General features: G+C 64.8%; 25 protein-coding genes. 8 read left to right on the plus strand and 17 right to left on the minus strand.

Annotated elements, in window-relative coordinates; genetic code table 11:
• The 3 genes from ACFPFW_RS17485 to ACFPFW_RS17495 are packed head-to-tail and all read left to right on the plus strand — an operon-like array spanning nucleotide 1 to nucleotide 2,185.
• A complete protein-coding gene (locus tag ACFPFW_RS17485) occupies nucleotides 1–1,167 on the plus strand; it encodes a divergent polysaccharide deacetylase family protein (RefSeq protein WP_114957866.1) in 1,167 nt (388 codons plus the stop codon).
• 5 nt (nucleotides 1,168–1,172) lie between these two features.
• The gene (locus ACFPFW_RS17490; protein WP_114957865.1) at nucleotides 1,173–1,679 is read left to right on the plus strand and encodes an RNA pyrophosphohydrolase; all 507 of its coding nucleotides are present in this window, start codon (nucleotides 1,173–1,175) and stop codon (nucleotides 1,677–1,679) included.
• Nucleotides 1,676–2,185 carry an RNA pyrophosphohydrolase gene (locus tag ACFPFW_RS17495; protein WP_114957864.1) on the plus strand — a complete coding sequence of 170 codons (510 nt, stop codon included), beginning with the start codon at nucleotides 1,676–1,678 and terminating at the stop codon, nucleotides 2,183–2,185. The genes ACFPFW_RS17490 and ACFPFW_RS17495 overlap by 4 nt, the downstream gene beginning before the upstream one ends.
• 222 nt (nucleotides 2,186–2,407) lie before the next feature.
• On the opposite strand, the gene tenA is transcribed toward ACFPFW_RS17495, so the two are convergent.
• The 10 genes from tenA to ACFPFW_RS17545 form a co-directional block, all read right to left on the minus strand.
• On the minus strand, nucleotides 2,408–3,070 hold the full coding sequence (tenA, locus tag ACFPFW_RS17500) for a thiaminase II (RefSeq protein WP_114957863.1): 663 nt from the start codon (nucleotides 3,068–3,070) through the stop codon (nucleotides 2,408–2,410).
• Nucleotides 3,071–3,224: 154 nt separating this feature from the next.
• A complete protein-coding gene (locus ACFPFW_RS17505; protein WP_114957862.1) occupies nucleotides 3,225–3,644 on the minus strand; it encodes a F0F1 ATP synthase subunit epsilon in 420 nt (139 codons plus the stop codon).
• A gap of 12 nt (nucleotides 3,645–3,656) precedes the next feature.
• Complete coding sequence (locus tag ACFPFW_RS17510; protein ID WP_114957861.1) at nucleotides 3,657–3,905, minus strand: hypothetical protein; 249 nt, start codon at nucleotides 3,903–3,905, stop codon at nucleotides 3,657–3,659.
• Nucleotides 3,906–3,926: 21 nt separating this feature from the next.
• Nucleotides 3,927–5,363, minus strand: coding sequence for a F0F1 ATP synthase subunit beta (gene atpD, locus ACFPFW_RS17515; RefSeq protein WP_114957860.1), 1,437 nt, complete (start codon nucleotides 5,361–5,363; stop codon nucleotides 3,927–3,929).
• A 26-nt stretch (nucleotides 5,364–5,389) separates the two neighbouring features.
• On the minus strand, nucleotides 5,390–5,791 hold the full coding sequence (locus ACFPFW_RS17520) for an organic hydroperoxide resistance protein (RefSeq protein ID WP_114957859.1): 402 nt from the start codon (nucleotides 5,789–5,791) through the stop codon (nucleotides 5,390–5,392).
• 20 nt (nucleotides 5,792–5,811) lie between these two features.
• Nucleotides 5,812–6,687 carry a F0F1 ATP synthase subunit gamma gene (locus tag ACFPFW_RS17525; protein ID WP_114957858.1) on the minus strand — a complete coding sequence of 292 codons (876 nt, stop codon included), beginning with the start codon at nucleotides 6,685–6,687 and terminating at the stop codon, nucleotides 5,812–5,814.
• Nucleotides 6,688–6,701: 14 nt separating this feature from the next.
• Complete coding sequence (gene atpA, locus ACFPFW_RS17530) at nucleotides 6,702–8,231, minus strand: F0F1 ATP synthase subunit alpha (RefSeq protein WP_114957857.1); 1,530 nt, start codon at nucleotides 8,229–8,231, stop codon at nucleotides 6,702–6,704.
• The gene (locus ACFPFW_RS17535; protein ID WP_114957856.1) at nucleotides 8,231–8,791 is read right to left on the minus strand and encodes a F0F1 ATP synthase subunit delta; all 561 of its coding nucleotides are present in this window, start codon (nucleotides 8,789–8,791) and stop codon (nucleotides 8,231–8,233) included. Before ACFPFW_RS17535 ends, atpA begins: the two co-directional genes overlap by 1 nt.
• A gap of 240 nt (nucleotides 8,792–9,031) precedes the next feature.
• Complete coding sequence (locus tag ACFPFW_RS17540) at nucleotides 9,032–11,200, minus strand: primosomal protein N' (RefSeq protein ID WP_114957855.1); 2,169 nt, start codon at nucleotides 11,198–11,200, stop codon at nucleotides 9,032–9,034.
• On the minus strand, nucleotides 11,197–11,580 hold the full coding sequence (locus ACFPFW_RS17545) for a VOC family protein (protein WP_114957894.1): 384 nt from the start codon (nucleotides 11,578–11,580) through the stop codon (nucleotides 11,197–11,199). Before ACFPFW_RS17545 ends, ACFPFW_RS17540 begins: the two co-directional genes overlap by 4 nt.
• Before the next feature lie 35 nt (nucleotides 11,581–11,615).
• On the opposite strand from ACFPFW_RS17545, the gene fsa reads away from it, so the two are divergent.
• The 4 genes from fsa to ACFPFW_RS17565 all read left to right on the plus strand — a co-directional run bounded on the left by fsa (nucleotide 11,616) and on the right by ACFPFW_RS17565 (nucleotide 15,575).
• Entirely contained in the window at nucleotides 11,616–12,272 is a 657-nt protein-coding gene (gene fsa, locus ACFPFW_RS17550; protein WP_114957854.1) for a fructose-6-phosphate aldolase, read from the plus strand.
• Between the two features lie 136 nt (nucleotides 12,273–12,408).
• The gene (locus ACFPFW_RS17555) at nucleotides 12,409–14,343 is read left to right on the plus strand and encodes a hybrid sensor histidine kinase/response regulator (RefSeq protein ID WP_114957853.1); all 1,935 of its coding nucleotides are present in this window, start codon (nucleotides 12,409–12,411) and stop codon (nucleotides 14,341–14,343) included.
• Between the two features lie 44 nt (nucleotides 14,344–14,387).
• Nucleotides 14,388–15,341 (plus strand): tyrosine recombinase XerC, encoded by a 954-nt coding sequence (locus tag ACFPFW_RS17560; RefSeq protein ID WP_114957852.1) that lies wholly within the window; start codon nucleotides 14,388–14,390, stop codon nucleotides 15,339–15,341.
• Between the two features lie 105 nt (nucleotides 15,342–15,446).
• Nucleotides 15,447–15,575 carry a hypothetical protein gene (locus tag ACFPFW_RS17565; RefSeq protein ID WP_379771722.1) on the plus strand — a complete coding sequence of 43 codons (129 nt, stop codon included), beginning with the start codon at nucleotides 15,447–15,449 and terminating at the stop codon, nucleotides 15,573–15,575.
• 21 nt (nucleotides 15,576–15,596) lie between these two features.
• On the opposite strand, the gene lpdA is transcribed toward ACFPFW_RS17565, so the two are convergent.
• Nucleotides 15,597–16,997 (minus strand): dihydrolipoyl dehydrogenase, encoded by a 1,401-nt coding sequence (gene lpdA, locus ACFPFW_RS17570; protein ID WP_114957851.1) that lies wholly within the window; start codon nucleotides 16,995–16,997, stop codon nucleotides 15,597–15,599.
• A 203-nt stretch (nucleotides 16,998–17,200) separates the two neighbouring features.
• On the opposite strand from lpdA, the gene ACFPFW_RS17575 reads away from it, so the two are divergent.
• Nucleotides 17,201–18,871 carry an L-lactate permease gene (locus ACFPFW_RS17575; RefSeq protein ID WP_114957850.1) on the plus strand — a complete coding sequence of 557 codons (1,671 nt, stop codon included), beginning with the start codon at nucleotides 17,201–17,203 and terminating at the stop codon, nucleotides 18,869–18,871.
• Nucleotides 18,872–19,039: 168 nt separating this feature from the next.
• Here the strand turns inward: ACFPFW_RS17575 and ACFPFW_RS17580 are convergent, their stop codons facing one another.
• The 6 genes from ACFPFW_RS17580 to ACFPFW_RS17605 are packed head-to-tail and all read right to left on the minus strand — an operon-like array spanning nucleotide 19,040 to nucleotide 24,795.
• Nucleotides 19,040–19,441, minus strand: a complete 402-nt coding sequence (locus tag ACFPFW_RS17580) for an MAPEG family protein (RefSeq protein ID WP_114957849.1) — start codon at nucleotides 19,439–19,441, stop codon at nucleotides 19,040–19,042.
• Nucleotides 19,438–19,602: a LysE family transporter gene (locus ACFPFW_RS17585; RefSeq protein WP_379771725.1), complete on the minus strand. Its 165-nt coding sequence runs from the start codon at nucleotides 19,600–19,602 to the stop codon at nucleotides 19,438–19,440. The genes ACFPFW_RS17580 and ACFPFW_RS17585 overlap by 4 nt, the downstream gene beginning before the upstream one ends.
• Nucleotides 19,593–20,072: a LysE family translocator gene (locus tag ACFPFW_RS17590; RefSeq protein WP_379771727.1), complete on the minus strand. Its 480-nt coding sequence runs from the start codon at nucleotides 20,070–20,072 to the stop codon at nucleotides 19,593–19,595. The genes ACFPFW_RS17585 and ACFPFW_RS17590 overlap by 10 nt, the downstream gene beginning before the upstream one ends.
• Entirely contained in the window at nucleotides 20,069–20,500 is a 432-nt protein-coding gene (locus ACFPFW_RS17595) for a VOC family protein (RefSeq protein WP_114957848.1), read from the minus strand. Before ACFPFW_RS17595 ends, ACFPFW_RS17590 begins: the two co-directional genes overlap by 4 nt.
• Nucleotides 20,501–20,512: 12 nt before the next feature.
• Nucleotides 20,513–21,793, minus strand: coding sequence for a 2-oxoglutarate dehydrogenase complex dihydrolipoyllysine-residue succinyltransferase (odhB, locus tag ACFPFW_RS17600; RefSeq protein ID WP_114957847.1), 1,281 nt, complete (start codon nucleotides 21,791–21,793; stop codon nucleotides 20,513–20,515).
• Nucleotides 21,794–21,831: 38 nt separating this feature from the next.
• On the minus strand, nucleotides 21,832–24,795 hold the full coding sequence (locus ACFPFW_RS17605) for a 2-oxoglutarate dehydrogenase E1 component (RefSeq protein WP_114957846.1): 2,964 nt from the start codon (nucleotides 24,793–24,795) through the stop codon (nucleotides 21,832–21,834).
• Nucleotides 24,796–24,870 lie beyond the last annotated feature (75 nt).

The following is a 24,870-nucleotide window of genomic DNA, read 5'->3' on the forward strand; positions in this document are numbered from 1 at the left end:
GTGGCGGCGGACGACGACCTGAACGTCCCTCTCGGAACGTCGAAGCGGCCGAAGCGCCGTCTTCCTGATGTGATGCCCTATCTCGCCGGGCTGATCGGCATTGTCCTTCTGGTCCCCGTGGCGTGGGTCGCCATCGTCGACGATCCTCTGGGAGGCGAGCCATCGGCGATCGCGAAGATCGAACGGCAGCGCACTCGCCCCACGACGCCAACCGACGGCACACAGGCCGCGCCGCAGACGCAATCCGCATCCGGTGCCAATGCAAGCGGACCCGCGAAGGCGGAGCCTGGTGAACAGGCAGGAAAGAGCGGACCTCTCATCATCAAGGTGCCGTCGCCGAACGGAAGTCCGAAAGGTCCGTTTTCGGGCGTCGATCCGGCGCTGTCGGAGACCGTCAAGCAGGGTGCCTTGCCGAAGATCGGCGAGGATGGTCGCCGGCCGCTCGACGTCTATTCCTCGACCTCGGTCGCCGAAGCCGAGGACCGCCGCCCCAAGGTCGCGCTCCTGATCGGTGGGCTCGGCATCGCCGACAAGACCACCGAGGCGGTGATCGAGAAGCTGCCGGGCCAGATCACTCTCGGCTTTACGCCCTATGGCGCGGATTTGCAGACCTGGATCAACAAGGCGCGCGCCCACGGCCACGAGATCATGCTGCAGATACCGATGGAGCCGTTCGACTACCCGAACAACGATCCCGGTCCCCAGACCCTGCTGACCGCGCTGCCGACCGACGCCAATATCGACCGTCTGAAATGGGTCATGAGCCGCTTCGGCGGTTATTTCGGCGTCACTAATCTGATGGGCGCCAAGTTCATCGGCAACGAGGAAGCCCTGATGCCGATCCTGACCGAGACGGCGCGCCGGGGCCTCGCTTTCCTCGATACGGGCGTCTCGCCGCGCAGCGTCGTGTCCAAGCTCGCGACCGATTCGGGTGCCTCGGTCGCACGCGCCGAGATGGTCATTGACGAGACACCCGAAGCGGCGATGATCGATGCCGCTCTGGCTCGTCTTGAGGACCGCGCTCGCAATGAAGGCTCGGTCATCGGCGTCGCCAGCGCCTTGCCGGTGACGCTCACGAGCGTCGAGCGCTGGGCGGCCGGGCTCAACGCCAAGGGCATTTCGCTCGTCCCGGTCAGCGCCGTCGTGAAACTGTCCAACCCTTCCTGAGTGCCATGGGCGATCCCGAAAGCCTGCCTTACCGCCCCTGCGTGGGCGTCATGCTCGTCAACCGCGATGGTCTCGCCTTTGTCGGTCGCCGCGCGCCGGGCGGCCAGGAAATCGGCGAGACCTTTGCCTGGCAGATGCCGCAGGGCGGTATCGATGACGGTGAGGACGTCTACGAGGCGGCGCTTCGCGAGCTCTACGAGGAGACGAACGTCAAATCGGTCGAGAAGATCGGAGAGACCAGGGATTGGGTGACCTATGACCTGCCCCCGGACATCGTCGGCAAGGCCTGGAAGGGGCGCTATCGCGGCCAAAAGCAGAAATGGTTCGCGCTCCGCTTCACCGGCAAGGACAAGGAAATCGACGTCGAGAAGCCCGGCGGCGGCCACCACAAGGCCGAGTTCATCGAGTGGCGCTGGGAGAAGATCGAAAACCTCACCGGTATCATCGTGCCGTTCAAGCGCGCGGCCTATGAGGAAGTGATCGCGGAACTCGCGCCTCTGGTTGCGAAGTGAGCGATAAACCCTACCGCCCGAATGTCGGCGTTGCCCTGTTCAACCGCGACGGCCTCGTCTTCGCGGGCCATCGCTTCGCCTCCTCGGGCCCGGAACTGATCGATCCCGCAACCGCCTGGCAGATGCCGCAGGGCGGCATCGACGAGGGGGAGGACATCATCGCAGCCGCCCGCCGCGAACTCTGGGAAGAGACTGGCGTGAGGACCGCCTCGGTCCTCGGCGTTACCGAGCACTGGTGGACCTACGATTTTCCACCCTACGACGGTCCGACGACGCACAAGCTCGCGCCGTTCCGGGGGCAGAAACAGCGCTGGGTCGCCTTCCGTCTGGAGGGTTCGCTCGACGAAATCCGGATGGATGTCGAGGGCTGCGACGAGGACCCCGAGTTCGACGCCTGGGGCTTCTTCCCGCTGGCCATGCTGCCGGCCCTCGTCGTGCCGTTCCGGCGGCCGGTCTATGAGAAGGTCGCGGAGGCTTTCGCCGTCTATTCGGCGCCGCTCGGCTAGCACCAAGGCGTACCTGGCCATCCCTTCGGCGATACGACCGTGCGCTTCATCGAGACGTTCAAGAGCAGCTATTACACGGATCTATCGCTCAATCAGTGGCTCGCGCTGACACCGCCGGAACTGGTGCATGCGCACCTGAACCTGGATCCGCAGACATGAGCGTGTTCGACAAGAACAAGACGCCCGTCGTCTGATCACGTTCCCGGGAATCCGCGGGGGCGGTCAGACCGGCCAGTCGCCGAGCCGCCATGCGGAATCCCAGAACATCCATTCGAGCTGCGTCGCCCGCTTGAACGCGGCGTGCATCGCCGCGACCGTTTCCGGTGCCGCCTTGGCGGCGACGCGGTCGGTCGTGGCGATGACGGCGTTCACCGCTTCGTGGAAGTCCTCGCCGGCATAGGTGTCGATCCAGGCCTGATAGGGATTGGGCGAAGCGGCGCGGCCGAGGATGTCGGTGCCGACCCTGGCGTATATCCAGAAGCAGGGCAGGAGCGCCGCCAGAACGAGCGGATAGCTCTCCGACCACGCCGTCGCGACTAGGAAGTTCGAATAATGATGGCAGACGGGCGAGAGCGGAGTCTTCTCGAAATCGGCCGGCGTCACCCCGAACTGCTTGAAATAGTCGGCGTGCAGGGCCCGCTCGACAATGATCGCGACCTTGGCTCCTTCGGCAAACTGCACGATCCCGTCGGTATCGTCTGCCTTGGCCGCCGCGACCGCGAGGGCACGGCCGAACGCGATCAGATAATGGGCGTCCTGGATGATGTAGTGCTTGAACCGGTCCTCGGTCAGCGTGCCGGCCGCCAGCGCCTCGTTGAAGGGCATGGTGCGGATCGTCTCGTAGAGCGCCGCGTTGGCGCTCCAAGCATCTGCTGAGAAGGGCATATTAGGCCTCGCTTCCCTCTCCCTCGGGGAGAGGGCGACTCAAACCGGCAGGTTCGAGCGGGGTGAGGGGTAAGACCTGTCGAGAGGGCGTACCCCTCACCCGGCCAAAGCTGCCGCTTTGTGCCGACCTCTCCCGCTGGGAGAGGTAAAATCGTCAGTGTGAGGCGTGGACGTGGTGAGGCACCACGAGCGCCTGCAGGTCCTTGATCCAGGCGAGCTGCTGCTGTGCCTTCGCGCGGCTCTCGTCGTCATGCGCGAGCGAGATTGCGTGCTCGGCTGCGGCGATCTCGGTCGCAAAGCGGGCGTCGTTCAGCTCCTCGACCGGCAGCGCGAGGTCGGCGAGGATCGTCAGGCCGGTCGGATTCACCTCGGCGAAGCCGCCACGGACATAATAACGACGCGCGTTCGAGCCGCTGCGAGCGGTCACGATACCCGGACGCAGGACGGTGATGAACGGCGCGTGGCCGGCGAGCACGGTGAACTCGCCCTCGATGCCCGGCACCGTCACTTCGTCTGCTTCCTCGGAAACGACGAGGCGTTCCGGAGAGACGAGTTCGAAGGGGAAGCTGGCCATGCTCTTAGTTCCTTAGATGCGCCGGCCACCGCCGACGACGAAGCCCAGACCGAGCCCGATGATTGCACCGATCGCGGCGAAGATTCCGATGTGCTGCCACTGGTCGGAGGTCAGCTTGCCGCCGCTCTCCGCCCGGCCCTCGCCCGTGATCTGGATGTTCAGGCCGGGGAGATTGATCTCCGCGGACTCCGGACGGGTGACGTAGCCGGTGAGGCCTCCGGCGAGGAGGCCGAGTACGAGAAGGATGACCTTCGTGTTCACCGGCTACCGTAACCTTTCAGATCAGGCCGCTTCGGCGGCGAGCTTCTGGGCCTTCTCGATGGCTTCGTCGATCGAGCCGACCATGTAGAAGGCGGCTTCCGGCAGGTGATCGTACTTGCCTTCGACCAGACCCTTGAAGCTCTTGATCGTGTCTTCGAGCGCCACGAGCTTGCCCGGCGAACCGGTGAAGATCTCGGCGACGTGGAACGGCTGCGACAGGAAGCGCTCGATCTTGCGGGCGCGGGCGACCGTGACCTTGTCGTCTTCCGACAACTCGTCCATGCCGAGAATGGCGATGATGTCCTGGAGAGCCTTGTAACGCTGCAGGATCTGCTGGACCTGACGGGCGACATTGTAGTGCTCCTCGCCGAGGATCGCCGGCGAGAGCATGCGCGAGGTCGAGTCGAGCGGGTCGACCGCCGGATAGATGCCCTTTTCGGCGATCGAGCGCGACAGAACGGTCGTCGCGTCAAGATGGGCGAACGAGGCGGCCGGGGCCGGGTCGGTCAGGTCGTCGGCCGGGACGTAGATCGCCTGCACCGAGGTGATCGAGCCCTTGGTCGTGGTGGTGATGCGTTCCTGCAGCGCGCCCATGTCGGTCGCGAGCGTCGGCTGGTAACCCACCGCCGAAGGAATACGGCCGAGAAGCGCCGACACTTCCGAACCCGCTTGGGTGAAGCGGAAGATGTTGTCGACGAAGAACAGCACGTCCTGACCCTGGTCGCGGAAGTTCTCGGCGACGGTCAGGCCGGTCAGCGCGACGCGGGCGCGGGCGCCCGGGGGCTCGTTCATCTGGCCGTAGACGAGGGCGCACTTGGAGCCGGCAGTCGAACCGCCGTTCTCCTTCGGGTCCTTGTTGACGTTCGACTCGATCATCTCGTGATAGAGGTCGTTGCCTTCGCGGGTGCGCTCGCCGACGCCGGCGAACACCGAATAGCCGCCGTGGGCCTTCGCGATGTTGTTGATCAACTCCATGATCAGAACGGTCTTGCCGACGCCGGCGCCACCGAACAATCCGACCTTGCCGCCCTTGGAATAGGGAGCCAGCAGGTCGACGACCTTGATGCCGGTGACCAGAATCTCCGACTCGGTGGCCTGCTCGGCGTAGGACGGGGCGGGCTGGTGAATGCCGCGCGTGCCTTCACCCTTGATCGGGCCGGCTTCGTCGACCGGCTCGCCGATGACGTTCATGATGCGGCCGAGCGTGGCCTCGCCGACCGGCACCGTGATCGCGGCGCCCGTGTCGGTGACCGGCTGGCCACGGACCAGACCTTCGGTCGAGTCCATCGCGATCGTGCGGACAGTGTTCTCGCCGAGGTGCTGGGCGACCTCCAGAACCAGGCGGTTGCCCTGGTTCCGCGTCTCCAGCGCGTTCAGGATCTGCGGCAGATGTTCGTCGAACTGAACGTCGACGACGGCGCCGATGACCTGGGCGATGCGTCCCGTTGCGATGGCCATAGGTAGTCTCCTTGAATCCGGTCCGGTCAGGCGGCGATCAGCTTGACGGGGATGTTCCCCATCGTCGCCTTGGAATAGGGGCAAACGGTGTGGGCGTCCTCGATCAGCGCCTGGACCTTGTCCTTGTCGACGCCGGGGATGGACACCGTGAGCTCGACGGCGAGCGAGAAGCCGCCATCGACGTGAAGAGTGACGTCGGCCGTCACGCGGGCATCCTGCGTGTCGACGCCGTGCTTCTTGCCGAGAACGAGAAGCGCCTGGCCGAAGCAGGCCGAGTAACCCAGAGCGAACAGCTGTTCGGGGTTATGGCCCTCGCCGCTGCCGCCGAGATCCTTCGGCAGGGCCATGGCGAGCGCGAGCCCGCCATCGGCGAGGATCGCACGGCCGTTGCGGCCGCCCTTGGTCGTTGCAGAGGTCTTGTAAGCCATGGCCGATCCTCCTCGTTCGCTCAGAGCGCCTCGGCGCCCGAGATGATTTCGATGAGTTCCTTGGTGATCTGCGCCTGACGAGTACGGTTGTAGTTCATCGTCAGCTTCTTGATCATGTCGCCGGCATTGCGCGTGGCGTTGTCCATCGCGCTCATGCGCGCGCCCTGCTCGGACGCCGCGTTCTCGAGGAGAGCGCGGAAGATCTGGATAGCAACGTTCCGCGGCAGAAGATCGGCGAGGATCTCGTTCTCGTCCGGCTCGAACTCGTACGGAACGGCTGGGCCTTCCGTCGCTTCGACCGGGATCTGCGCCGGGATGATCTGCTGCGCCGTCGGGACCTGCGAGATCACCGAGCGGAAACGCGAGAAGAACAGGGTCGCGACGTCGAACTCGCCGGCCTCGAAGCGGGCGATCACGCTTTCGGCGATCGATTGCGCGTTCGAGAAGCCGATCTGCTTCACTTCGCGAAGATCGACGGCCGATTCCAGACGACTCGCGAAGGTACGGCGCAGGATTTCAGCGCCCTTGCGGCCGACCGGAAGGATCGTGACGTCCTTGCCTTCCGCGATCAGGCGGTTGGCGTGTTCGCGTGCGAGACGCGAGATCGACGAGTTGAACGCGCCTGCCAGGCCACGCTCGGCGGTCGCGACGATCAGCAGGTGCTTCTGGTCGCGGCCGGTGCCGCGGAGCAGCAGCGGGGCGTCCGGCGAATTGGCAAGGCCGGCCGCAAGATTGGCCAGAACGCGGTCCATGCGCTCCGCATAAGGACGCGCAGCCTCGGCCGCCATCTGGGCGCGACGCAGCTTCGCCGCGGCGACCATCTGCATCGCCTTGGTGATCTTCTGCGTCGCCTTGACGGAGGCGATGCGGTTGCGGAGGTCTTTAAGCGAAGCCATCGGGTCTCAGCTCGTCAGGCGAAGGTCTTGGCGAAGGCATCGACCGCCGACTTCAGCTTGGCGCCGTTGTCGCTGGAGATTTCCTTCGAGGTGCGGATCGCGTCGAGCAGGTCCTGGTGGTTGGCGTGCAGGTAGCTCAGGAGACCCGCTTCGAACGGCAGGACCTTCGAGACCGGCAGGTTGTCGAGATAACCGTTGGTGCCGGCATAGATCGACACGACCTGCTCCTCGACCTTCAGCGGCGAGAACTGCTGCTGCTTCAGGAGTTCGGTGAGGCGCGAACCGCGGTTCAGGAGCTTCTGGGTCGTGGCGTCGAGGTCAGAGCCGAACTGCGCGAAGGCCGCCATTTCGCGGTACTGCGCGAGCTCGCCTTTGATCTTGCCGGCGACCTGCTTCATCGCCTTGATCTGGGCGGAGGAGCCGACGCGCGACACCGAGAGACCGACGTTCACCGCCGGGCGGATGCCCTGGTAGAACAGGTCCGTCTCGAGGAAGATCTGGCCGTCGGTGATCGAGATCACGTTGGTCGGGATGTAGGCCGACACGTCGTTCGCCTGCGTTTCGATGACCGGGAGAGCGGTCAGCGAACCGGCGCCGTTCTCGTCGTTCAGCTTCGCGGCGCGCTCGAGGAGACGCGAGTGAAGGTAGAACACGTCGCCCGGATAGGCTTCGCGGCCCGGCGGGCGGCGCAGCAGGAGCGACATCTGACGATAGGCGACGGCCTGCTTGGAGAGGTCGTCATATGCGATCAGGGCATGCATGCCGTTGTCGCGGAAGAATTCGCCCATGGCGCAGCCGGCGAAGGGCGCCAGGAACTGCATCGGAGCCGGGTCGGAGGCGGTCGCTGCGATGACGATCGAATAATCGAGCGCGCCGTTCTCTTCGAGCACCTTCACGAACTGCGCCACGGTCGACCGCTTCTGGCCGATCGCGACGTAGACGCAGTAGAGCTTGGCCTTCTCGTCCGTGCCCTGGTTGATGGGCTTCTGGTTGAGAATGGCGTCGAGGATGACGGCGGTCTTGCCGGTCTGGCGATCGCCGATGACGAGCTCGCGCTGGCCGCGGCCGACCGGGATCAGGGCGTCGATCGCCTTGAGGCCCGTCTGCATCGGCTCATGGACCGACTTGCGCGGAATGATGCCCGGCGCCTTGACGTCGACGCGGCGGCGCTCGGTGTATTCGATCGGGCCCTTGCCGTCGATCGGGTTGCCGAGAGCGTCGACGACGCGGCCGAGGAGGCCCTTGCCGACCGGAACGTCGACGATGGCGCCCGTGCGCTTGACGGTGTCGCCTTCCTTGATTTCGCGGTCCGAGCCGAAGATGACGACGCCGACATTGTCGGTTTCGAGGTTGAGGGCCATGCCCCGGACGCCGCCGGGGAACTCGACCATCTCGCCGGCCTGGACCTGGTCGAGGCCATAGATGCGGGCGATGCCGTCACCGACGGACAGAACCTGTCCGACTTCGGAGACTTCGGCTTCCTGTCCGAAATTCTTGATCTGGTCCTTGAGGATCGCGGAGATCTCAGCGGCGCGGATGTCCATCAGCGCACCTCTTTCATGGCGTGTTGGATGGCGGAAAGTTTGGTTCGAACCGAGGCGTCGACCATGCGGCTGCCGAGCTGCACGATGATGCCACCGATAATCTTGGAATCGACCTTGACGTCGACCTTCACGTCCTTCGACGTGATCTCCTTGAGGGCGTCCTTGACGTCCTTCATGCGCGCGTCGGACAGCGGCTCGGCCACCGTCACTTCGGCTGTGAGTTCGCCGCGAGCCTTGGCCACGATGGCGCGGAAGCTGCGGATGATGCCCTGGATCGCGAACAGGCGGCGGTTCTGCGCGGCGAGGCGGATCAGGTTGCCGGCGATGCCACCGATCTTGGCGGCGTCGAGAACGGCGGAGATCGCCTTCAGCTGCTCTTCCGATGAAAAGACGGGGCTCTTCACCAGGCGCTGCAGATCGGCACTGTCCTTAAGGAGGGCTTCAAAACGGCCGAGATCGGCGTCTACGGTATCGACGGCCTTGGCCTCGGAGGCCAGCTCATACAGCGCGGTCGCGTAGCGGCCGGCCATGCCTGTCGGGGTCGCGTCGTCTGCTGGCACCGAAACGGTCTCTCGTCTTCCATCCCAAGGCCCGGGACCGCCGTTTCAGGCAATACGCAAGCCATTGGAATTTATTGGATTTTCTTAGGCCAGGAGGCCGGTCCACGGAGGCGATCCCTCTGTAAACCGCGGGTTGACTAACACAGCGGTCGGGGCGGGGCAACACGATGACATGCGACGGAATCGCCCCATATTTTCGCCCGATTTCAGAGAGGGCGGGTTACCGTCTTATCCCGGCCCTCAAAGGAAGCTCACCGGGTCGACGTCGATATGCAGCGTCAGTGCTCCACGCAGGGGTAGTGCCGAGGCGAGCCATCCCCTGATGAAGCCCGAAAGATCGGTCGCGCGGGGAGCCTTTACGATCAGCCGGATACGATGGCGCCCGCGGATAACGGCGATCGGCGCCTCGGCTGGGCCGAGCAGGCGGATGTCGGGCGTTCCCGGGAAAACGCGGGCGAGCGACCGGGCATAGCTCTCGGCCTCCGCGCGCGCTGGAGCGGTGACGAGCAGGCTCGCCATCCGACCGAATGGCGGCAGCGCCGCGTCCGAGCGCGCATTGATCTCGGCGGCGTAGAACGACTCGCTGTCGTGTGCCTTGAGCGCCTGCATCACCGGATGGCCGGGATCGTGCGTCTGCACGAAGCCGCGCCCCGGCCGGTCGCCTCGCCCGGCGCGCCCGGTTACCTGCTCCAGAAGCTGGAACGTGCGCTCGGCCGCGCGCGGATCGGCAGTGCCGAGTCCGAGATCGCCGTCGACCACACCGACGAGCGTCAGGTCCGGAAAGTTATGGCCCTTGGTGACGAGTTGGGTGCCAACAACGAGATCGACCGCGTGCTCGGCGATCGCCGTCAGTTCAGCGCGCATCCGCTCCGCGCCGACCGTGATGTCGCTCGAAAGGACCGCCAGCCGCGCATCCGGAAACAGGGCGGCCGCCTCGTCGCGGATGCGCTCCACGCCCGGCCCGACCGCCGCAAGCTTCTCCGAATCGGCCCCGCATTTCGGACAGGCTGGCGGCACCGGCTCGTGGTGGCCGCAATGATGGCAGACGAGCTGATTCCGGAACCGGTGCTCGACCAGCCAGGCGGTGCAGTTCGGGCAGGCGAATCGGTGGCCGCAGCTTCGGCAGAGCGTCAGCGGCGCGAAGCCGCGACGATTCAGGAAGAGCAGCGCCTGCTCGCCGCGCTCCAAGGTCTCGCGGACGGCTTTCTCCAGTGGCGGCGCGATCCATCGGCCGCGCTGTGGAGGATTCATCCTGAGATCGATCAACCCGATCTCCGGCAGTGTCCGGCCGCCATAGCGCTCCGGCAGGAGGTGGTGTTTGTAGCGTCCGGTCTCCGCATTGACGCGACTCTCGATGGAGGGCGTCGCCGAGACGAGGACGACCGGTGCGTTCGACAGCCGTCCGCGCACCACCGCCATGTCGCGGGCATGATAGATTGGCGTATCGTCCTGCTTGAACGCGGTGTCGTGCTCCTCGTCGACGATGATGAGGCCGAGATCACGGAACGGCAGGAACAGGGCCGAGCGGGCGCCGACGACGATCTGCGTCTCGCCGCTCGCTGTTCCGGCCCAGGTCCGGGCCCTGCGGCGCGGGGCGACCGTCGAGTGCCATTCGCCCGGCGGCTCCCCGAATCTCTTGGCGACGCGGTCGAGGACGGCGCGGGTCAGCGCGATCTCCGGCAGCAGGATCAGCACCTGCCGCCCCATCCTCAGCGCCTCGGCCGCGGCTTCCAGATAGACCTCGGTCTTGCCGGCTCCGGTCACGCCTTCAAGCAGATGCGTCTCGGCGGCCTTCTCCCGCACGCTTGCCGCCAGCGCTTGGGCTGTCAGTGCCTGGTCCTCGTTCAGTTTCGGCGCCGCATAATTCGGGACGAGGCCGGACCCGATCGGTTCCGGCGGGAGTTCGACGACCGTCAGCGCGCCTTCGCCGATCAGTCCGTCGACCACGCCCGAGGATACGCCCGCCTCGCGCGCCAGATCGGCCTTGCTTCGCGCCATCCCATCGGCCGCCGCGTCAAGCACCCGCCGTCTGGCCTCCGTCATCCGGCGCGGCTCTTCACCGGTCGTACGTACGGCGCGTTTCGCGGGCTCGTCGCCGACATGCCGTGCGCCGCGCATCGCAATCCGCAGCACCATGCCGGCCGGGGAGAGGGTATAGCGCGACACCCAGTCGACGAATTTGAGCAGTTCAGGCGCAAGTCGCGGCAGGTCGAATACGCCGGAAACAGGCTTCAGCTTCGCGGCCGGCACCTCGGGATCGCCCGGGCCCCAGGCGACGCCTGCCATGGCGCGGCGGCCGAGCGGCACCTCGACGATGTCGCCAGGCTCGATCTCGGACCCTTCGGGCAGCGAATAGGTGAAGCTGCGGTCGAGCGCGACCGGCAGCAGGACTTCGACCCTGTCCTTCATTCGGGTTTGTGGCAGACCGCTTCGATATTGTGGCCGTCGGGATCGAACACGAAGGCGGCGTAATAGTTCGGGTGGTACTGTTCGCGCAGTCCGGGCGCGCCGTTGTCGCGGCCGCCGCTTGCCATGGCCGCGTGATAGAAGCCGTCGACCCCGGCGCGGCTCTCGGCGATGAAGGCGAAATGCATGGGAGGCGTGGTCTTTCCCTCGGAGCCGATCCAGAACGCCTGCTCGTCGTCGCGCCCGAAGCCCGCGGCCTTGTTGATCCCGTCCTGCTGGACGACTTCCGTCAGCAGCGACAGGCCTAGCGGCGCGAGCGCGGCTGAATAAAACTCTTTGGCCTTGTCATAATCGCCCACGCCAAGGCCTATATGATCAATGATCATTGTCGTTTCCCGGAACCCGCGAGACCTTACCCATGAAATTCTTCGCTGACACCGCCGATGTTGCTGAGATCCGTGAACTGGCCGAAGCCGGCCTGATCGATGGCGTCACCACCAATCCGTCGCTCGTGCTTAAAGCCAATCGTCCCTATAGCGACATCCTGAAGGAGATCTGTGACGTGACCTCCGGGCCGGTCTCGGCCGAAGTCGCGGCCACCGATCTCGACGGCATGCTCAAGGAAGGCCGTGAGCTCGCGAAGATCGCCTCGAACATCGTCATCAAGGTGCCGCTGACCCTCGACGGCCTCAAGGCCTGCCGCACCTTCCGTTCTGAAGGCACGATGGTCAACGTCACGCTCTGCTTCTCGGCGAACCAGGCTCTGCTCGCCGCCAAGGCTGGCGCGAGCTTCATCTCGCCCTTCATCGGCCGCCTCGACGACATCAACCTCGACGGCATGGACCTTATCGCCGAGATCCGCCAGATCTACGACAACTACCCGACCATCGAGACCGAAATCCTCGCCGCCTCGATCCGCTCGCCGAACCACGTCAAGGAAGCCGCCCTGATCGGCGCCGACGTCTGTACCTGCCCGGCCGCGGTCATCAAGAGCCTGGTCAAGCACCCGCTGACCGACAAGGGCCTCGAACAGTTCGTATCCGACTGGAAGAAGACCGGTCAGACGATCGCGTGACCACTCACGAAATTGTTGGAACCAAACGGGAGCGGGCGACTTTACTTTCATTCGCCCCTCCCACGGTGTCACAGTGTCCTCCCACGGTGTCACAGTGTCGTATTTGCCCCGCGGTCCTGAAAGCGATACCGCCACAATGAAGGCTGCCGGAGACCATCTCGCCTCGCTCGGAGCCGAGATGCGCTATAAGCTTCTGGTCGACGCGGTTACTGATTACGCCATCTACATGCTCGATCCCGCTGGGATAATCAGCAGCTGGAACAGCGGGGCTGAGCGTTTCAAGGGATATGTGGCGTCCGAGGTCATCGGCAGCCATTTCTCGTTGTTCTACACGTCCGAGGATCGAGAGCGCGGAGAGCCGGAACGTGCCCTCGCGACGGCCGAGCGGGAGGGCAGGTTCGAGACCGAAGCCTGGCGGGTCCGCAAGGACGGCACCCGTTTCTGGGCCCATGTCGTGATCGATCCGATTCGCGATCCGAAGGGGCGGCTGATCGGCTTTGCTAAGATCACGCGTGACAACACCGAGCGTCAAGCAGCGCGCGAAGCACTCTTGGAGAGCGAACGCCGCTTCCGCATCCTCGTCCAGGGGGTGACCGATTACGCGATCTACATGCTCGATCCGCAAGGCCAGGTCACGAATTGGAACCCCGGCGCCGAGCGCATCAAGGGCTACGGCGTGGACGAGATCATCGGCCAGCACTTTTCCCGTTTCTATACGCCCGAGGACATCGCGACCGACTTACCGAACAGAGCGCTGGACACGGCCGCCCGAGAGGGCAAGTTCGAGAGCGAGGGCTGGCGTGTTCGCAAGGATGGCACCCGCTTTCGGGCAAGTGTTGTCATCGATGCCATCCGCGACGATGCAGGCGAATTGGTCGGCTTCGCGAAGATCACTCGCGACGTCACCGAGCAGCACAAATCGGCCGAAGCGCTGGCTCAGGCGCGGGAGGCGCTGTTCCAGGCCCAGAAGCTGGAAGCGATTGGCCAATTGACCGGCGGCGTCGCGCACGACTTCAACAATCTTCTTACCGTCATTGTGTCCAGCCTCGATCTGCTCAAGCGGAAGGTCTCCGAACCTCGCGAGGTCCGGATCGTGGAGAACGCGCTCCTCGCCGCCGAACGCGGCGCGAAGTTGACGAACCAGCTTCTCGCCTTCGCTCGCAAACAGTCCCTGCGTCTCGAAAAGCACAATCCAAACCAGCTGATCGACACCTTCGAGCCGATCCTGCGCCGCGCGATCGGGGATACGATGTCGGTCGGTGTCACCCTGTCCGTGGGGATGCGCACGGCGATGCTCGATGTCGCGCAGTTCGAAGCCGCGCTGCTCAATCTGGTGGTCAATGCGCGTGATGCCTGCGGCGGAACGGGGTCGATCGAAATAGCGACGGTCGTCGAAGAGGTGGTCGAGCCTCGCCGCCTGCTGATGTCGTCGATCGAGCCCGGGCACTATGTGCGCGTGTCGGTCAGTGACACCGGTGAAGGCATGTCCGCCGACGTTCTGGCACGCGCTTGCGAGCCCTTCTTCACGACGAAAAAGATTGGTGAGGGGACGGGCCTCGGCTTGAGCCAGGTCTATGGCTTTGCCAGCCAGTCGGAGGGCCACATCGACATCCACACGCGCCAGGGTGAAGGCACCACCGTCACGATCTACCTTCCCGCCGGCGAGCCGGCTGAGGACACGCTCGCGCGCAGCCGTGGCGGCAGGACGGTTCTAGTGGTCGACGACGACGAGCAGGTGATGATCGTCGCGGTCGAGCTGTTCGAAAGCCTGGGCTATGACGTTCTCACCGCCGCCGACGCTATCATTGCGCTGGAGATCCTCAAGCGGGACAGGCCCATCGACCTGCTGTTCACCGACGTCGTGATGCCACGAGGCATGAGCGGCATTGATCTGTTTCACGAGGCGCGACGGTTGCGTCCGGAAATGAAGGTGATGCTGTCGTCGGGCTTCCCGCTGCCGGCGCTCGAAAAAGCCAATATGCAGCTCGGCGATACCGCGTTTATCGCGAAACCCTATCGGTGGACCGAGCTCGTGGAACGATTGAGGGGACTCGAATTGGCGCCGTCCTGACGCCGCTCACCAGTCCTTAAATCCCGCTCGGGCATTCTCATGAAATGCCCGAAGCCGCCTCCATCGCCCTGCCTGTAAAAGCGGACGTCCAATCCGCCTTTTCCGCCTGGACCACGCATCTCGCCGCGGAGCGCCGCCTCTCGCCGAAATCGGTCGAGGCATATGGGCGGGATGTCCGCTTCTTCCTGACCTTCCTCCAGACCCATCTCGGCGGTCCGGCTTCGCTCGACGATCTCAAGTCTCTCGGCCCGCGCGATGTCCGTGCCTTCCTAGCGCGCCGCCGCTCCGAGGGGTTGCAAAGCCGCTCGATCATGCGGGCATTGGCCGCCGCGCGCAGCTTCTCGCGCTTCCTGGAACGCTCGGGCAAGGGCTCGGCCTCTGCGCTCACCGCCATCCGCGCCCCGAAGATAGCGCGCAGCCTGCCGAAGCCTCTCGCCGCATCCTCCGCCCGAAAAATCGTCGACGCCGAGACCCGCGCCGGCGAAGAACGTGAGCCATGGGTGCTCGCCCGAGATGCCGCCGTGCTGGCACTGCTCTACGGCTGTGGCCTCCGCATCGCTGAAGCGCTGTCGCTCACCCGCGCCGAAGCGCCGATCGGCGCGACCGCGAGACTCACCGTCACCGGCAAGGGCAACAAGATGCGCGGCGTGCCGGTGATCCCGGCCGTAGCAAAAGCGGTGGAAGTCTATATCGCGCTGTGTCCCTGGACGCTGATGGCGGATGAACCGCTGTTCCGCGGTACCAAAGGCGGGCCGCTGTCACCCCGCATCGTCCAGCGCGCGATGCAGGAAATGCGAGGCGCGCTCGGCCTGCCGGAGAGCGCCACCCCGCACGCTTTGCGGCATTCCTTCGCGACGCATCTCCTGGCGCGCGGCGGTGACCTTCGTTCCATCCAGGAACTTTTAGGCCACGCAAGTCTTTCTACCACGCAGATCTATACCGAAGTGGATTCCGCCAGGCTGATCGCGGTGCACGCCGCAGCTCATCCACGCGCCTGATCTTCAGGCGTGAACCGGAATCGTTTCTTCGGCGACACATTGCAAGACATCGGGCGGAAACAGGGCACACCTATTAACCGCCGCAACTCGAAACCGGAGGCTATCGTGTCTCTTAAACGTAATCTGATCCTGCTCGGCTGCTATTTCGCCGCGCTCGTCTTCATGTCGCTGCCGTTCACCCTCATCGAGACGGACGGCCCACCCTCGACGTTCGCGCAGGTCGAAGCACGCTGAATGATGTGACGCCGTGTGGCGTCACATATGAATGGCGCGCTTCTCCACCGCGAACGCCGCTTCCTTGACTGCTTCTGACAGCGTCGGGTGAGCGTGGCAGGTCCGGGCGATATCCTCGGACGACGCGCCGAATTCCATCGCAATCGCAGCTTCCGCAATCAGCGTCCCGGCATCGGGGCCGATGATGTGCACGCCGAGAACCTCGTCCGTCTTTGAATCGGCGAGGATCTTCACGAAACCGTCCGTCGTGCCGTTCGCCTTGGCGCGGCCGTTCGCCGTGAACGGGAATTTGCCGATCGCGTAATCGATCCCGTTCTCCTTCAGCTCTTCTTCCGTCCGGCCGACGGAAGCGACCTCGGGGTCGGTATAGACGACGTTCGGAATGACGGCGTAATTCACATGTCCGGCCTTGCCGGCGAGAAGCTCGGCGATCGCCACGCCCTCGTCCTCGGCCTTGTGTGCGAGCATCGGCCCGTCGATCACGTCGCCGATGGCGTAGATGCCGTCCACGCTCGACTTGTAATGGCCGTCGACCGCGATGCGACCGCGCTGGTCGAGCTGAACGCCCGCGGCTTCGAGCCCGAGACCCTCGGTGTATGGAACGCGGCCGATCGCGACCAGCACGACATCGGCTTCCAGGATCTCCGCATCGCCGCCGGCAGACGGCGCGACGCTGACCTTCAGCACATCACCGGACGTGTCGACGCCGGTCACCTTCGAGCCGAGCTTGAACACCATTCCCTGCTTGGAAAGGATGCGCTCGAAGCTGCGACCGAGCTCGGAATCCATGCCGGGCAGGATGCGATCGAGGAACTCGACCACCGTCACCTCGGAGCCGAGGCGGCGCCAGACCGAGCCGAGTTCGAGGCCGATCACGCCGCCGCCGATCACCAGCAGTCTGCCCGGCAGCTTGTCGAGTTCCAGAGCGCCGGTCGAGGAAACGACCCGCTTCTCGTCGATCTCGACGCCGCGGAGTCTTGTCACGTCCGAGCCGGTCGCGATGACGATGTTTTTCGTTTCCAGCACCTGCTCGCTGCCGTCCTCGGCCTTCACCAGGACCTTGCCCGCCGAGGGGATCGAGCCGCTGCCGAAGAAGCTGTCGACCTTGTTCTTCTTCAGCAGGAATTCGACGCCCTTCACATTGCCGTCGACGCCCTTCTGCTTGAACGCCTGCATCGTGGAGAGGTCGAGCTTCGGCGCCGGAACGCCGATGCCCATCTCCGCGAATTTGTGGCCCGCCTCGTCGAACAGGTGCGAGGCATGCAGCAGCGCCTTCGACGGAATGCAGCCGATGTTTAGGCAGGTTCCGCCGAAAGTCGCCCGCTTCTCGACGACGGCCGTCTTGAGGCCAAGCTGGGCAGCACGAATCGCACACACATAGCCGCCGGGGCCGGTGCCGATGACGATGAGATCGTAGGACATTTGATTCTCGTGGGGCGCTTCGGGGAGGAGCGGACGGCAACCCTATATGGGGTGGCCTCGGGTGTCATCAACGTGGAGGGTTCGGTTCGGAAATCGGGACAACCAGATGGGGATTTCGACTTTGGTCTACGTTGCACTGCAGGCCTAGGGGCGCTCCTCTTACCACAAAATGAATTCATAATTCATAGGGGGGTGGAGCGCCAATGTGGAGCCAAGTCTACAATCCGTTCAACAACATGGCGCTGTCGACGCTCGCGGCGGCAATTCCGGTCGTGCTGCTTCTGGCGATGATCGCCTCGGGCAAGATCAAGGCGCATCTCGCGGCCATCATCGCGCTTCTCGCCGCAATCGCGGTCTCTGTTTTCGTCTTCACGATGCCGGCGAGTTTGGCATTCCGCGCCACCATCCTCGGTGTCGTCACCGGCTTCTTCCCGATCGGCTGGATCGTCCTCAACGTCATCTTCATGTACCGGCTCACCGTCGCGACCGGGCGCTTCAAAATTCTCGAGCGTGCGATCGGCGGCGTCACGCCGGACCGCCGCCTCCAGCTCCTCCTGATCGCATTCTCGTTCGGCGCATTCTTCGAGGGCGCGTCAGGTTTCGGTACTCCGGTCGCCGTCACCGGCGCGATCCTGATGGGTCTCGGCTTCTCGCCGCTCGCGGCGTCCGGCCTGTCGCTCATCGCCAACACCGCGCCGGTCGCCTACGGCGCGCTCGGCACCCCGATCGCCGGCCTCGCCAGCGTCACCGGTCTCGATCCCTATCTTCTGGGCGCGATGGTCGGTCGCCAGCTGCCGTTCTTCTCGCTCATCGTCCCGTTCTGGGTTGTCTGGGCGTTCGCCGGCTGGAAGGGCATGAAGGAAGTATGGCCGGCGGTGCTGGTCTGCGGCGTTTCTTTCGCCATTCCGCAATTCGTGATCTCGAACTTCATCAATCCCTGGATCGTCGACATCGGCGCCTCGCTGATCTCGATGGCGGCCCTGATCGGCTTCATGCGCATCTGGCAGCCGAAAAAGCTCTGGCTGTCGCCTGCGCTTCGCACCAGGGACGATTCGGCCTCGACCATGGCCCCGCGCGAGCTTCAGCCCACCGATCTCAAGCCGACCTCGGCCGAGGTCTGGAGCGCGGTCACGCCGTGGATCATCGTCTGCGTCATCCTGCTGGTCTGGGGTTCGGGCTGGTTCAAGACCTGGGTCAACGGGATCTTCACCTGGAACTATCCGGTCGAGGGCCTGCACAATCTCGTCCAGAAAGTCCCACCAGTGGTGCCCGCTCCGTCCTCGGAAGGCGCGGTGTTCTCCTTCACCTACATCTCCTACACCGGCTCGGGCATGCTGCTCGCGGCGCTGATCTTCGGCCTCATCGTCGCCGGCTTCTCGCCGGTGCGGCTGGTCAGGGAATACGGCAAGACGATCTGGATCCTGCGCGCGTCGCTGCTCACCATCGCGGCCATGCTCGCGATCGGCACCCTGACCCGCTATTCCGGCGTCGACGCCACGCTCGGCCTCGCCTTCGCCTCGACCGGCGTGCTGTACCCGTTCTTCGGCACGCTGCTTGGCTGGCTCGGCGTCGCACTGACCGGTTCGGACACGGCGTCGAACGTGCTGTTCGGCGGCTTGCAGAAGATCACCTCCCAGCAGCTCGGCCTGTCGCCGATCCTGATGGGCGCGGCGAACTCCTCGGGCGGCGTCATGGGCAAGATGATCGACGCCCAGTCGATCGTCGTCGCCTCGACCGCCACCAACTGGTTCGGCCACGAGGGCACGATCCTGCGCTTCGTGTTCTGGCACTCGATCGTGCTGGCCTGCCTCGTCGGCGGGCTCGTAATGCTCCAGGCCTACGTCTATCCGTTCACCGAAATGGTCATTCACTGACGGGTGAGATGAAACTGCGCGTGTCCCGGGGCGGCGAAGCCGAGCCCGGGATCCATAGCCCCGGTGCTAACAGCCGTCATCCTCCGTCAAGCCGGAGGATGACGGCAACGGAATTGCCGCGGCGTATAGGTTCCGGGGCTCCGCTTCGCGGCGCCCCGGAACACGTAATCACCCGAACAGCAGCACCATCAGCATCACGAACAGCCCGATCGTCGCGACGGTCCAGACCAAGGTTCGGACATAGGGAATGCCCGCCAGATAAAGCGGGATGTACACGACGCGCCCGGCGAACCACAGCCAGGCGCCGACCGCGCCCCAGCCGCCGGTCTTCTGCGTGACCGCAAGCGCCAGCGACAGCGCGACCAGTGCCGGAAACGTCTCGAGATAGTTCTTCAGCGCCCGCTCGGCGCGACCCGCGACCGGGTTCATGAGCGGCTGCGTCTCGTCACGCGCTCCCGCATTCCATTGCCGCCCGCGTTCCTTCGTTCCGATCGAGCTCTGCAGCGTGATGTGGACGAGGAGCAGGACGACGCCGAGCGCCAGAACCAGGATTTCGGAAGGAAGATTCACGGCGCCGCCTTCTGCAAGGCAAGCCTTACCCCGAATGCGATGAAGACCGCGCCCGTCGTCCGGTTGATCCAGCGTCCGGCACGGGAATAGGCGGCCCGGATCGCCTTGGTCGTGAAGAAGACCGCGACCAGAGAGAACCAGGCGCCGACCATCACCGCCATGATCGTGCCATAGCCGAACTGAACCGGTATCGGCGTCTCGTGCGAAACGAGCACCGTGAACAGCGAACGAAGAACAAGGCGGCCTTCGGATTCAGCAGATTGGTCAGGAAGCCCATGCCGAACGAGCGCAGCAGTGAGCGGCCGTTGCTCGGGGGGTCGGCATGGGCAATCGGCGCCGCCGGAGTGGGCGCGCGCAGCGACATCACGCCGATGAAGATCAGATAGGCCGCGCCCGCCCATTTGATGATGTTGAAGGCCAGGATCGACTGCGAGACGAGCAGGCCGACGCCGAGCACAGTGTAGGTGACATGGACGAGGATCGAGGCTGCGAGCCCCCAGGCCGCCATCACCCCCGCGCGGCGTCCGAAGCCGGTGCTTTCGCGGACGATGAATGCGAAATCCACGCCGGGTGCGACGACTGCAAGCGCGAAGACGCCGAGCAGTGCGGCGAGTTCAGAAATGTCGATCACGCGGCCTGCGGGGCGAGGGGGGCGTTGAACTCCCAGACATGGCCGAAGGGATCGCGAACCTTGCCGTAACGCGAACCCCAGAACACGTCCTGCGCCGGCAGGACCAAGGTGGCGCCGGCCGTAACCGCGCGCTCGATCGCGGCATCCGTGTCGGAAGGCGCCTTCATGTTGATGTTGATCGCCATGCTGGCGCCGCCGCGCGTCAGCGGCGACAGGACGTCGCCGCCAAACTCCGGAAACTCGTCATGCAGCATGACCTCGCCGCCGAAGAGGGCGAGGTTGGCGTGCATCACGCGTTTGCCGTCCTCGGCCATGTGCTTGAAGGTCGTCGTGGCGCCGAACGCCTTCTCGTAGAAGGCGATCGCCTCGCTGCCGCCCTTCACGCAGAGATGGGCCTGGATCGGCGGAATATCGGGTCCGAACGCCATGGCGTCATCTTCTCAGAGGTCGAGGATCAGGCGGGCCGGGTCCTCCAGCGCCTCCTTGACCCGGACGAGGAAGGTGACCGCGCCCTGGCCGTCGACGATGCGGTGGTCGTAGGAGAGGGCGAGATACATCATCGGGCGGATGACGACCTGGCCATTCTTCGCCACCGGACGCTCCTCGATGCGGTGCATGCCGAGAATGCCCGACTGCGGCGCGTTGAGGATCGGAGTCGACATCAGAGAGCCGTAGACGCCGCCATTGGTGATCGTGAACGTACCGCCCTGCATGTCCTCGATGGAAAGCGCGCCTTCGCGTGCCTTCTTGCCGAGGCCGGCGATCGTCTTCTCGATATCGGCGATCGTCATGTCCTGCGCCTCGCGGACGACGGGCACCACGAGGCCACGATCGGTGCCGACCGCAACGCCGATATTGTAATAGTTCTTGTAGACGAGGTCCTCGCCGTCGATCTCGGCATTGACCGCCGGGATTTCCTTCAGGGCCTGGATACAGGCCTTCACGAAGAAGCCCATGAAGCCGAGCTTCACGCCGTGCTTCTTCTCGAACTGCGTCTTGTATTCGGTGCGCAGGTCCATCACCGCGCCCATGTCGACGTCGTTGAACGTCGTCAGCATGGCGGCGGTGTTCTGGGCATCCTTGAGGCGCCGGGCGATGGTCTGGCGCAGGCGGGTCATCTTCACCCGCTCCTCGCGCACGGCATCGGCCGGCGCGGAAGGAGCGCGGACCGTGGCCGGAGCCGCTGCCGCCGCCGGGCGGGCGCCGCCACCCTCGATGACCGAGAGCATGTCGCCCTTGGTCACGCGGCCGTCCTTGCCACTGCCTGAAACGCTCGCCGGATCGACACCGCTTTCGGCGCCGAGACGACGAACGGAGGGAGCAACGGGGAGCTCGGTGACCTTCTGGGTCGCCGGGATATCCTTCGGCACCGCGCGCTGCTTGGGCTCTTCTTCAGCGGCGTTGATCGGCTTCGCCGTGTCTGTCTTTTCGTTCGGCTTGCCGGTACCGCCGCCATTCGCTGCCGCGGGAGCCGCCGCGGCGCCGTTGGCGTCGATCGCGCCGAGCCGGGCGCCGACCTCGACCGTGTCGCCTTCCTTCACCGCGATGTCCGACAACACGCCGGCGGCAGGGGCCGGGACTTCGACCGTCACCTTGTCGGTTTCCAACTCCACCAGCGGCTCGTCGGCTCGCACCGTATCGCCGGGCTTCTTGAACCACTTGCCGATCGTCGCCTGGGTAACGCTTTCACCCAAGGTCGGAACGCGGATCTCGGTCGCCATCTTACTCCCCTATCGCGCCATCCGGCGTCTTCTCGCGTTCACGCGAACGCTTCGTCCAGGAATGCCCTGAGCTGGGCCTGATGCTTCGACATCTGGCCGACGGCCGTCGACGCCGCTGGCGGACGTCCGACATAGCGCGCACGTCGCACGTCGCCTTTTCGGCCGCCTGCCCAGTTGATGTACTGATCGACGAAGAACCAGGCGCCCATATTGCGCGGCTCTTCCTGGCACCAGACGATCTCGGCGTTCTTGAATCGAGACAGCTCCTGCGCCAGCGACTTCGCCGGGAACGGGTAAAGCTGTTCGATACGCATGATGCAGATGTCGTCGATGCCGCGCTTCTCGCGTTCCTCGAACAGGTCGTAATAGACCTTGCCCGAGCAGAGGATGATGCGGCGCACCTTCCCCGGCTCCTTGAACAGCTCACCGCCCTTGCGCTCGTCAGCGTCGTCGTGCAGCCAGCGATGGAAGAATGTGCCTTCCTCGAACTTGTCGAGCGTCGAGACCGCCCGCTTGTGGCGGAGCAGGCTTTTCGGCGTCATCAGCACGAGCGGCTTGCGGAATTCACGGTTCAGCTGACGGCGCAGAACATGGAAATAGTTCGACGGCGTCGTGATGTTGCAGACCTGCATATTGTCTTCGGCGCACATCTGCAGATAGCGTTCCAGACGGGCCGACGAATGCTCCGGGCCCTGGCCCTCATAGCCATGCGGCAGGAGCATCACGAGGCCGGACATGCGTAGCCACTTCTTCTCGCCGGACGAGATGAACTGGTCGATGACGACCTGGGCGCCGTTGGCGAAGTCGCCGAACTGAGCTTCCCAAAGGGTCAGCGCGTTCGGCTCGGCCAGCGAATAGCCGTACTCGAAGCCGAGCACCGCCTCTTCCGAGAGCATCGAATTGATGACCTCGTAATGACCCTGGTTTTCGCTCAGGTGATTGAAGGGCTTATAGCGCGCCTCGGTCTCCTGGTCGGTCAGAACCGAATGGCGCTGCGAGAAGGTGCCGCGCTCGACGTCCTGGCCGGACAGGCGAACGGGGTGGCCCTCCAGCAGCAGCGACGAGAACGCCAAAGCCTCGCCGGTCGCCCAGTCGATGCCTTCTCCGGTCTCGATCGCGGTCCTGCGATTGTCGAGGAAGCGCGCGATCGTCTTGTGCAGGTGGAAGCCGGCCGGAACGCTCGTGATTTTCCGGCCGATCTCCTTCAGCGTCTCCTTCTCGACGCCGGTCGTGCCGCGTCGGGCATCGTCGGTGTCCTTGCCTGCGGGCTTCAGGCCGGCCCAGCGGCCGTCGAGCCAGTCGGCCTTGTTCGGCAGGTAGTTGCCGCCGCCTTCGAACTCGGTCTCCAGGCGCGCGCGCCATGCCTCGCGCATCTGATCGACCTCGCCCGGCGCGACCACGCCCTCCTGCTCGAGCTTCCTGGCGTAGAGTTCGAGCGTCGAGGGGAGCTGGCGGATGACCTTGTACATCGCCGGCTGGGTGAACGACGGCTCGTCGCCTTCGTTGTGGCCGTAGCGGCGGTAGCAGAACATGTCGACCACGACCGGCTTCTTGAACTTCTGCCGGAATTCGGTCGCGACCTTGGCGGCGAACGTCACCGCCTCCGGATCGTCGCCGTTCACGTGCAGCACCGGCGCCTCGACCATCTTCGCCACATCCGACGGATAGGGCGAGGAGCGGGCGACGCGCGGGCTCGTGGTGAAGCCGATCTGGTTGTTGATGATGAAGTGGATCGAGCCGCCGGTGCGGTGACCCTTCAGGCCGGAGAGGCCAAAGCATTCGGCGATCACGCCCTGGCCGGCGAACGCGGCGTCGCCGTGGATCAGGAGCGGCAGCACCTTGGTGCGCTCGGTATCCTTGTGCTGGTCCTGCTTGGCGCGGACCTTACCCAGAACGACCGGGTCGACGATCTCGAGATGCGACGGGTTCGCGGTCAGCGACAGATGCACCTTGTTGCCGTCGAACTCGCGGTCGGACGAAGCACCCAGATGATACTTCACGTCGCCCGAGCCCTCGATGTCGTCGGGAGTCGAGGAACCGCCCTTGAACTCGTGGAACAGCGCGCGGTGCGGCTTGCTCATGACCTGGGTGAGCACGTTCAGACGGCCGCGATGGGCCATGCCGAGCACGATCTCCTGCACGCCGAGATTGCCGCCGCGCTTGATGATCTGCTCCAGCGCCGGGATCAGGCTTTCGCCGCCGTCCAGGCCGAAACGCTTGGTGCCGGTATATTTGACATCGAGGAAGCGCTCGAAGCCCTCGGCCTCGACCAGCTTGTTCAGGATCGCGCGCTTGCCCTCGCGGGTGAAGGCGACGCCCTTCTCCGGGCCTTCCATGCGCTCCTGGATCCACGCCTTCTCGGCAGGCTCGGAGATGTGCATGAACTCGACGCCGATCGTCGAGCAATAGTTGCGGCGGAGGATCGCCACGATCTCGCGCATGGTCGCGTATTCGAGGCCGAGCACGTAGTCGAGGAAGATCTTGCGGTCCATATCGGCTTCGGTGAAGCCGTAGGACGCCGGGTCGAGCTCCTCCTGAGCCCGTGATGGCTGGATCTTGAGCGGGTCGAGATCGGCCGCCAGATGGCCGCGCATGCGGTAGGCGCGGATCAGCATCAGCGCGCGGACGGAATCGCGTGTCGCCTGATGCGCCTCTTCCGACGAGATCGCCTGGCCGATTTCCTTCGCCTTCGACTGGATGCGGTCGGAAACCGCTTTCTCGGCGATATGGATTTCACCGGGCGCCCAATTGCCGTCGAGCGCGGAGACCAGTTCGCCGTTCAGGGGCTGAGGCCAATCCGGCCGGGACCATGAAGGCCCTTCGGCATTCTTCGCCGCGTCAGCCGGTCTGTCGCCCAGTTCCGCGAAGAAGGCGCGCCATTCGGCGTCTACCGAATTCGGATTGTCGATGTAGCGGGCGTAGAGGTCTTCGACATAGGCCGCATTGGCGCCGTCGAGAAAGGCGGTGTTCAGGAAAGCCTGGTTCGCCGTTTGGCGTGACATGGTCGTCGCGTCCTTTGGACGTCCACGGCGGTTCTTGTGGCCGCCGTTCTGGAGGAAGGGGCAGTTTCCGGAAGA

The sequence above is a fragment of the Flaviflagellibacter deserti genome (assembly GCF_042652085.1).
In the GTDB taxonomy this organism is placed as follows: Bacteria; Pseudomonadota; Alphaproteobacteria; order Rhizobiales; family Methylopilaceae; genus Flaviflagellibacter; species Flaviflagellibacter deserti.

Excerpts from the sequence above, each read along its gene's own strand:
- ACFPFW_RS17490 (WP_114957865.1), top strand. The coding sequence starts at position 1,173 with ATGGGCGATCCCGAAAGCCTGCCTTACCGCCCCTGCGTGGGCGTCATG.
- tenA (WP_114957863.1), bottom strand. The coding sequence starts at position 3,070 with ATGCCCTTCTCAGCAGATGCTTGGAGCGCCAACGCGGCGCTCTACGAG.
- ACFPFW_RS17505 (WP_114957862.1), bottom strand. The coding sequence starts at position 3,644 with ATGGCCAGCTTCCCCTTCGAACTCGTCTCTCCGGAACGCCTCGTCGTT.
- atpD (WP_114957860.1), bottom strand. The coding sequence starts at position 5,363 with ATGGCCATCGCAACGGGACGCATCGCCCAGGTCATCGGCGCCGTCGTC.
- ACFPFW_RS17520 (WP_114957859.1), bottom strand. The coding sequence starts at position 5,791 with ATGGCTTACAAGACCTCTGCAACGACCAAGGGCGGCCGCAACGGCCGT.
- ACFPFW_RS17525 (WP_114957858.1), bottom strand. The coding sequence starts at position 6,687 with ATGGCTTCGCTTAAAGACCTCCGCAACCGCATCGCCTCCGTCAAGGCG.
- atpA (WP_114957857.1), bottom strand. The coding sequence starts at position 8,231 with ATGGACATCCGCGCCGCTGAGATCTCCGCGATCCTCAAGGACCAGATC.
- ACFPFW_RS17540 (WP_114957855.1), bottom strand. The coding sequence starts at position 11,200 with ATGAAGGACAGGGTCGAAGTCCTGCTGCCGGTCGCGCTCGACCGCAGC.
- fsa (WP_114957854.1), top strand. The coding sequence starts at position 11,616 with ATGAAATTCTTCGCTGACACCGCCGATGTTGCTGAGATCCGTGAACTG.
- ACFPFW_RS17555 (WP_114957853.1), top strand. The coding sequence starts at position 12,409 with ATGAAGGCTGCCGGAGACCATCTCGCCTCGCTCGGAGCCGAGATGCGC.
- ACFPFW_RS17560 (WP_114957852.1), top strand. The coding sequence starts at position 14,388 with ATGCCCGAAGCCGCCTCCATCGCCCTGCCTGTAAAAGCGGACGTCCAA.
- lpdA (WP_114957851.1), bottom strand. The coding sequence starts at position 16,997 with ATGTCCTACGATCTCATCGTCATCGGCACCGGCCCCGGCGGCTATGTG.
- ACFPFW_RS17575 (WP_114957850.1), top strand. The coding sequence starts at position 17,201 with ATGTGGAGCCAAGTCTACAATCCGTTCAACAACATGGCGCTGTCGACG.
- ACFPFW_RS17585 (WP_379771725.1), bottom strand. The coding sequence starts at position 19,602 with ATGGCGGTGATGGTCGGCGCCTGGTTCTCTCTGGTCGCGGTCTTCTTC.
- ACFPFW_RS17595 (WP_114957848.1), bottom strand. The coding sequence starts at position 20,500 with ATGGCGTTCGGACCCGATATTCCGCCGATCCAGGCCCATCTCTGCGTG.
- odhB (WP_114957847.1), bottom strand. The coding sequence starts at position 21,793 with ATGGCGACCGAGATCCGCGTTCCGACCTTGGGTGAAAGCGTTACCCAG.
- ACFPFW_RS17605 (WP_114957846.1), bottom strand. The coding sequence starts at position 24,795 with ATGTCACGCCAAACGGCGAACCAGGCTTTCCTGAACACCGCCTTTCTC.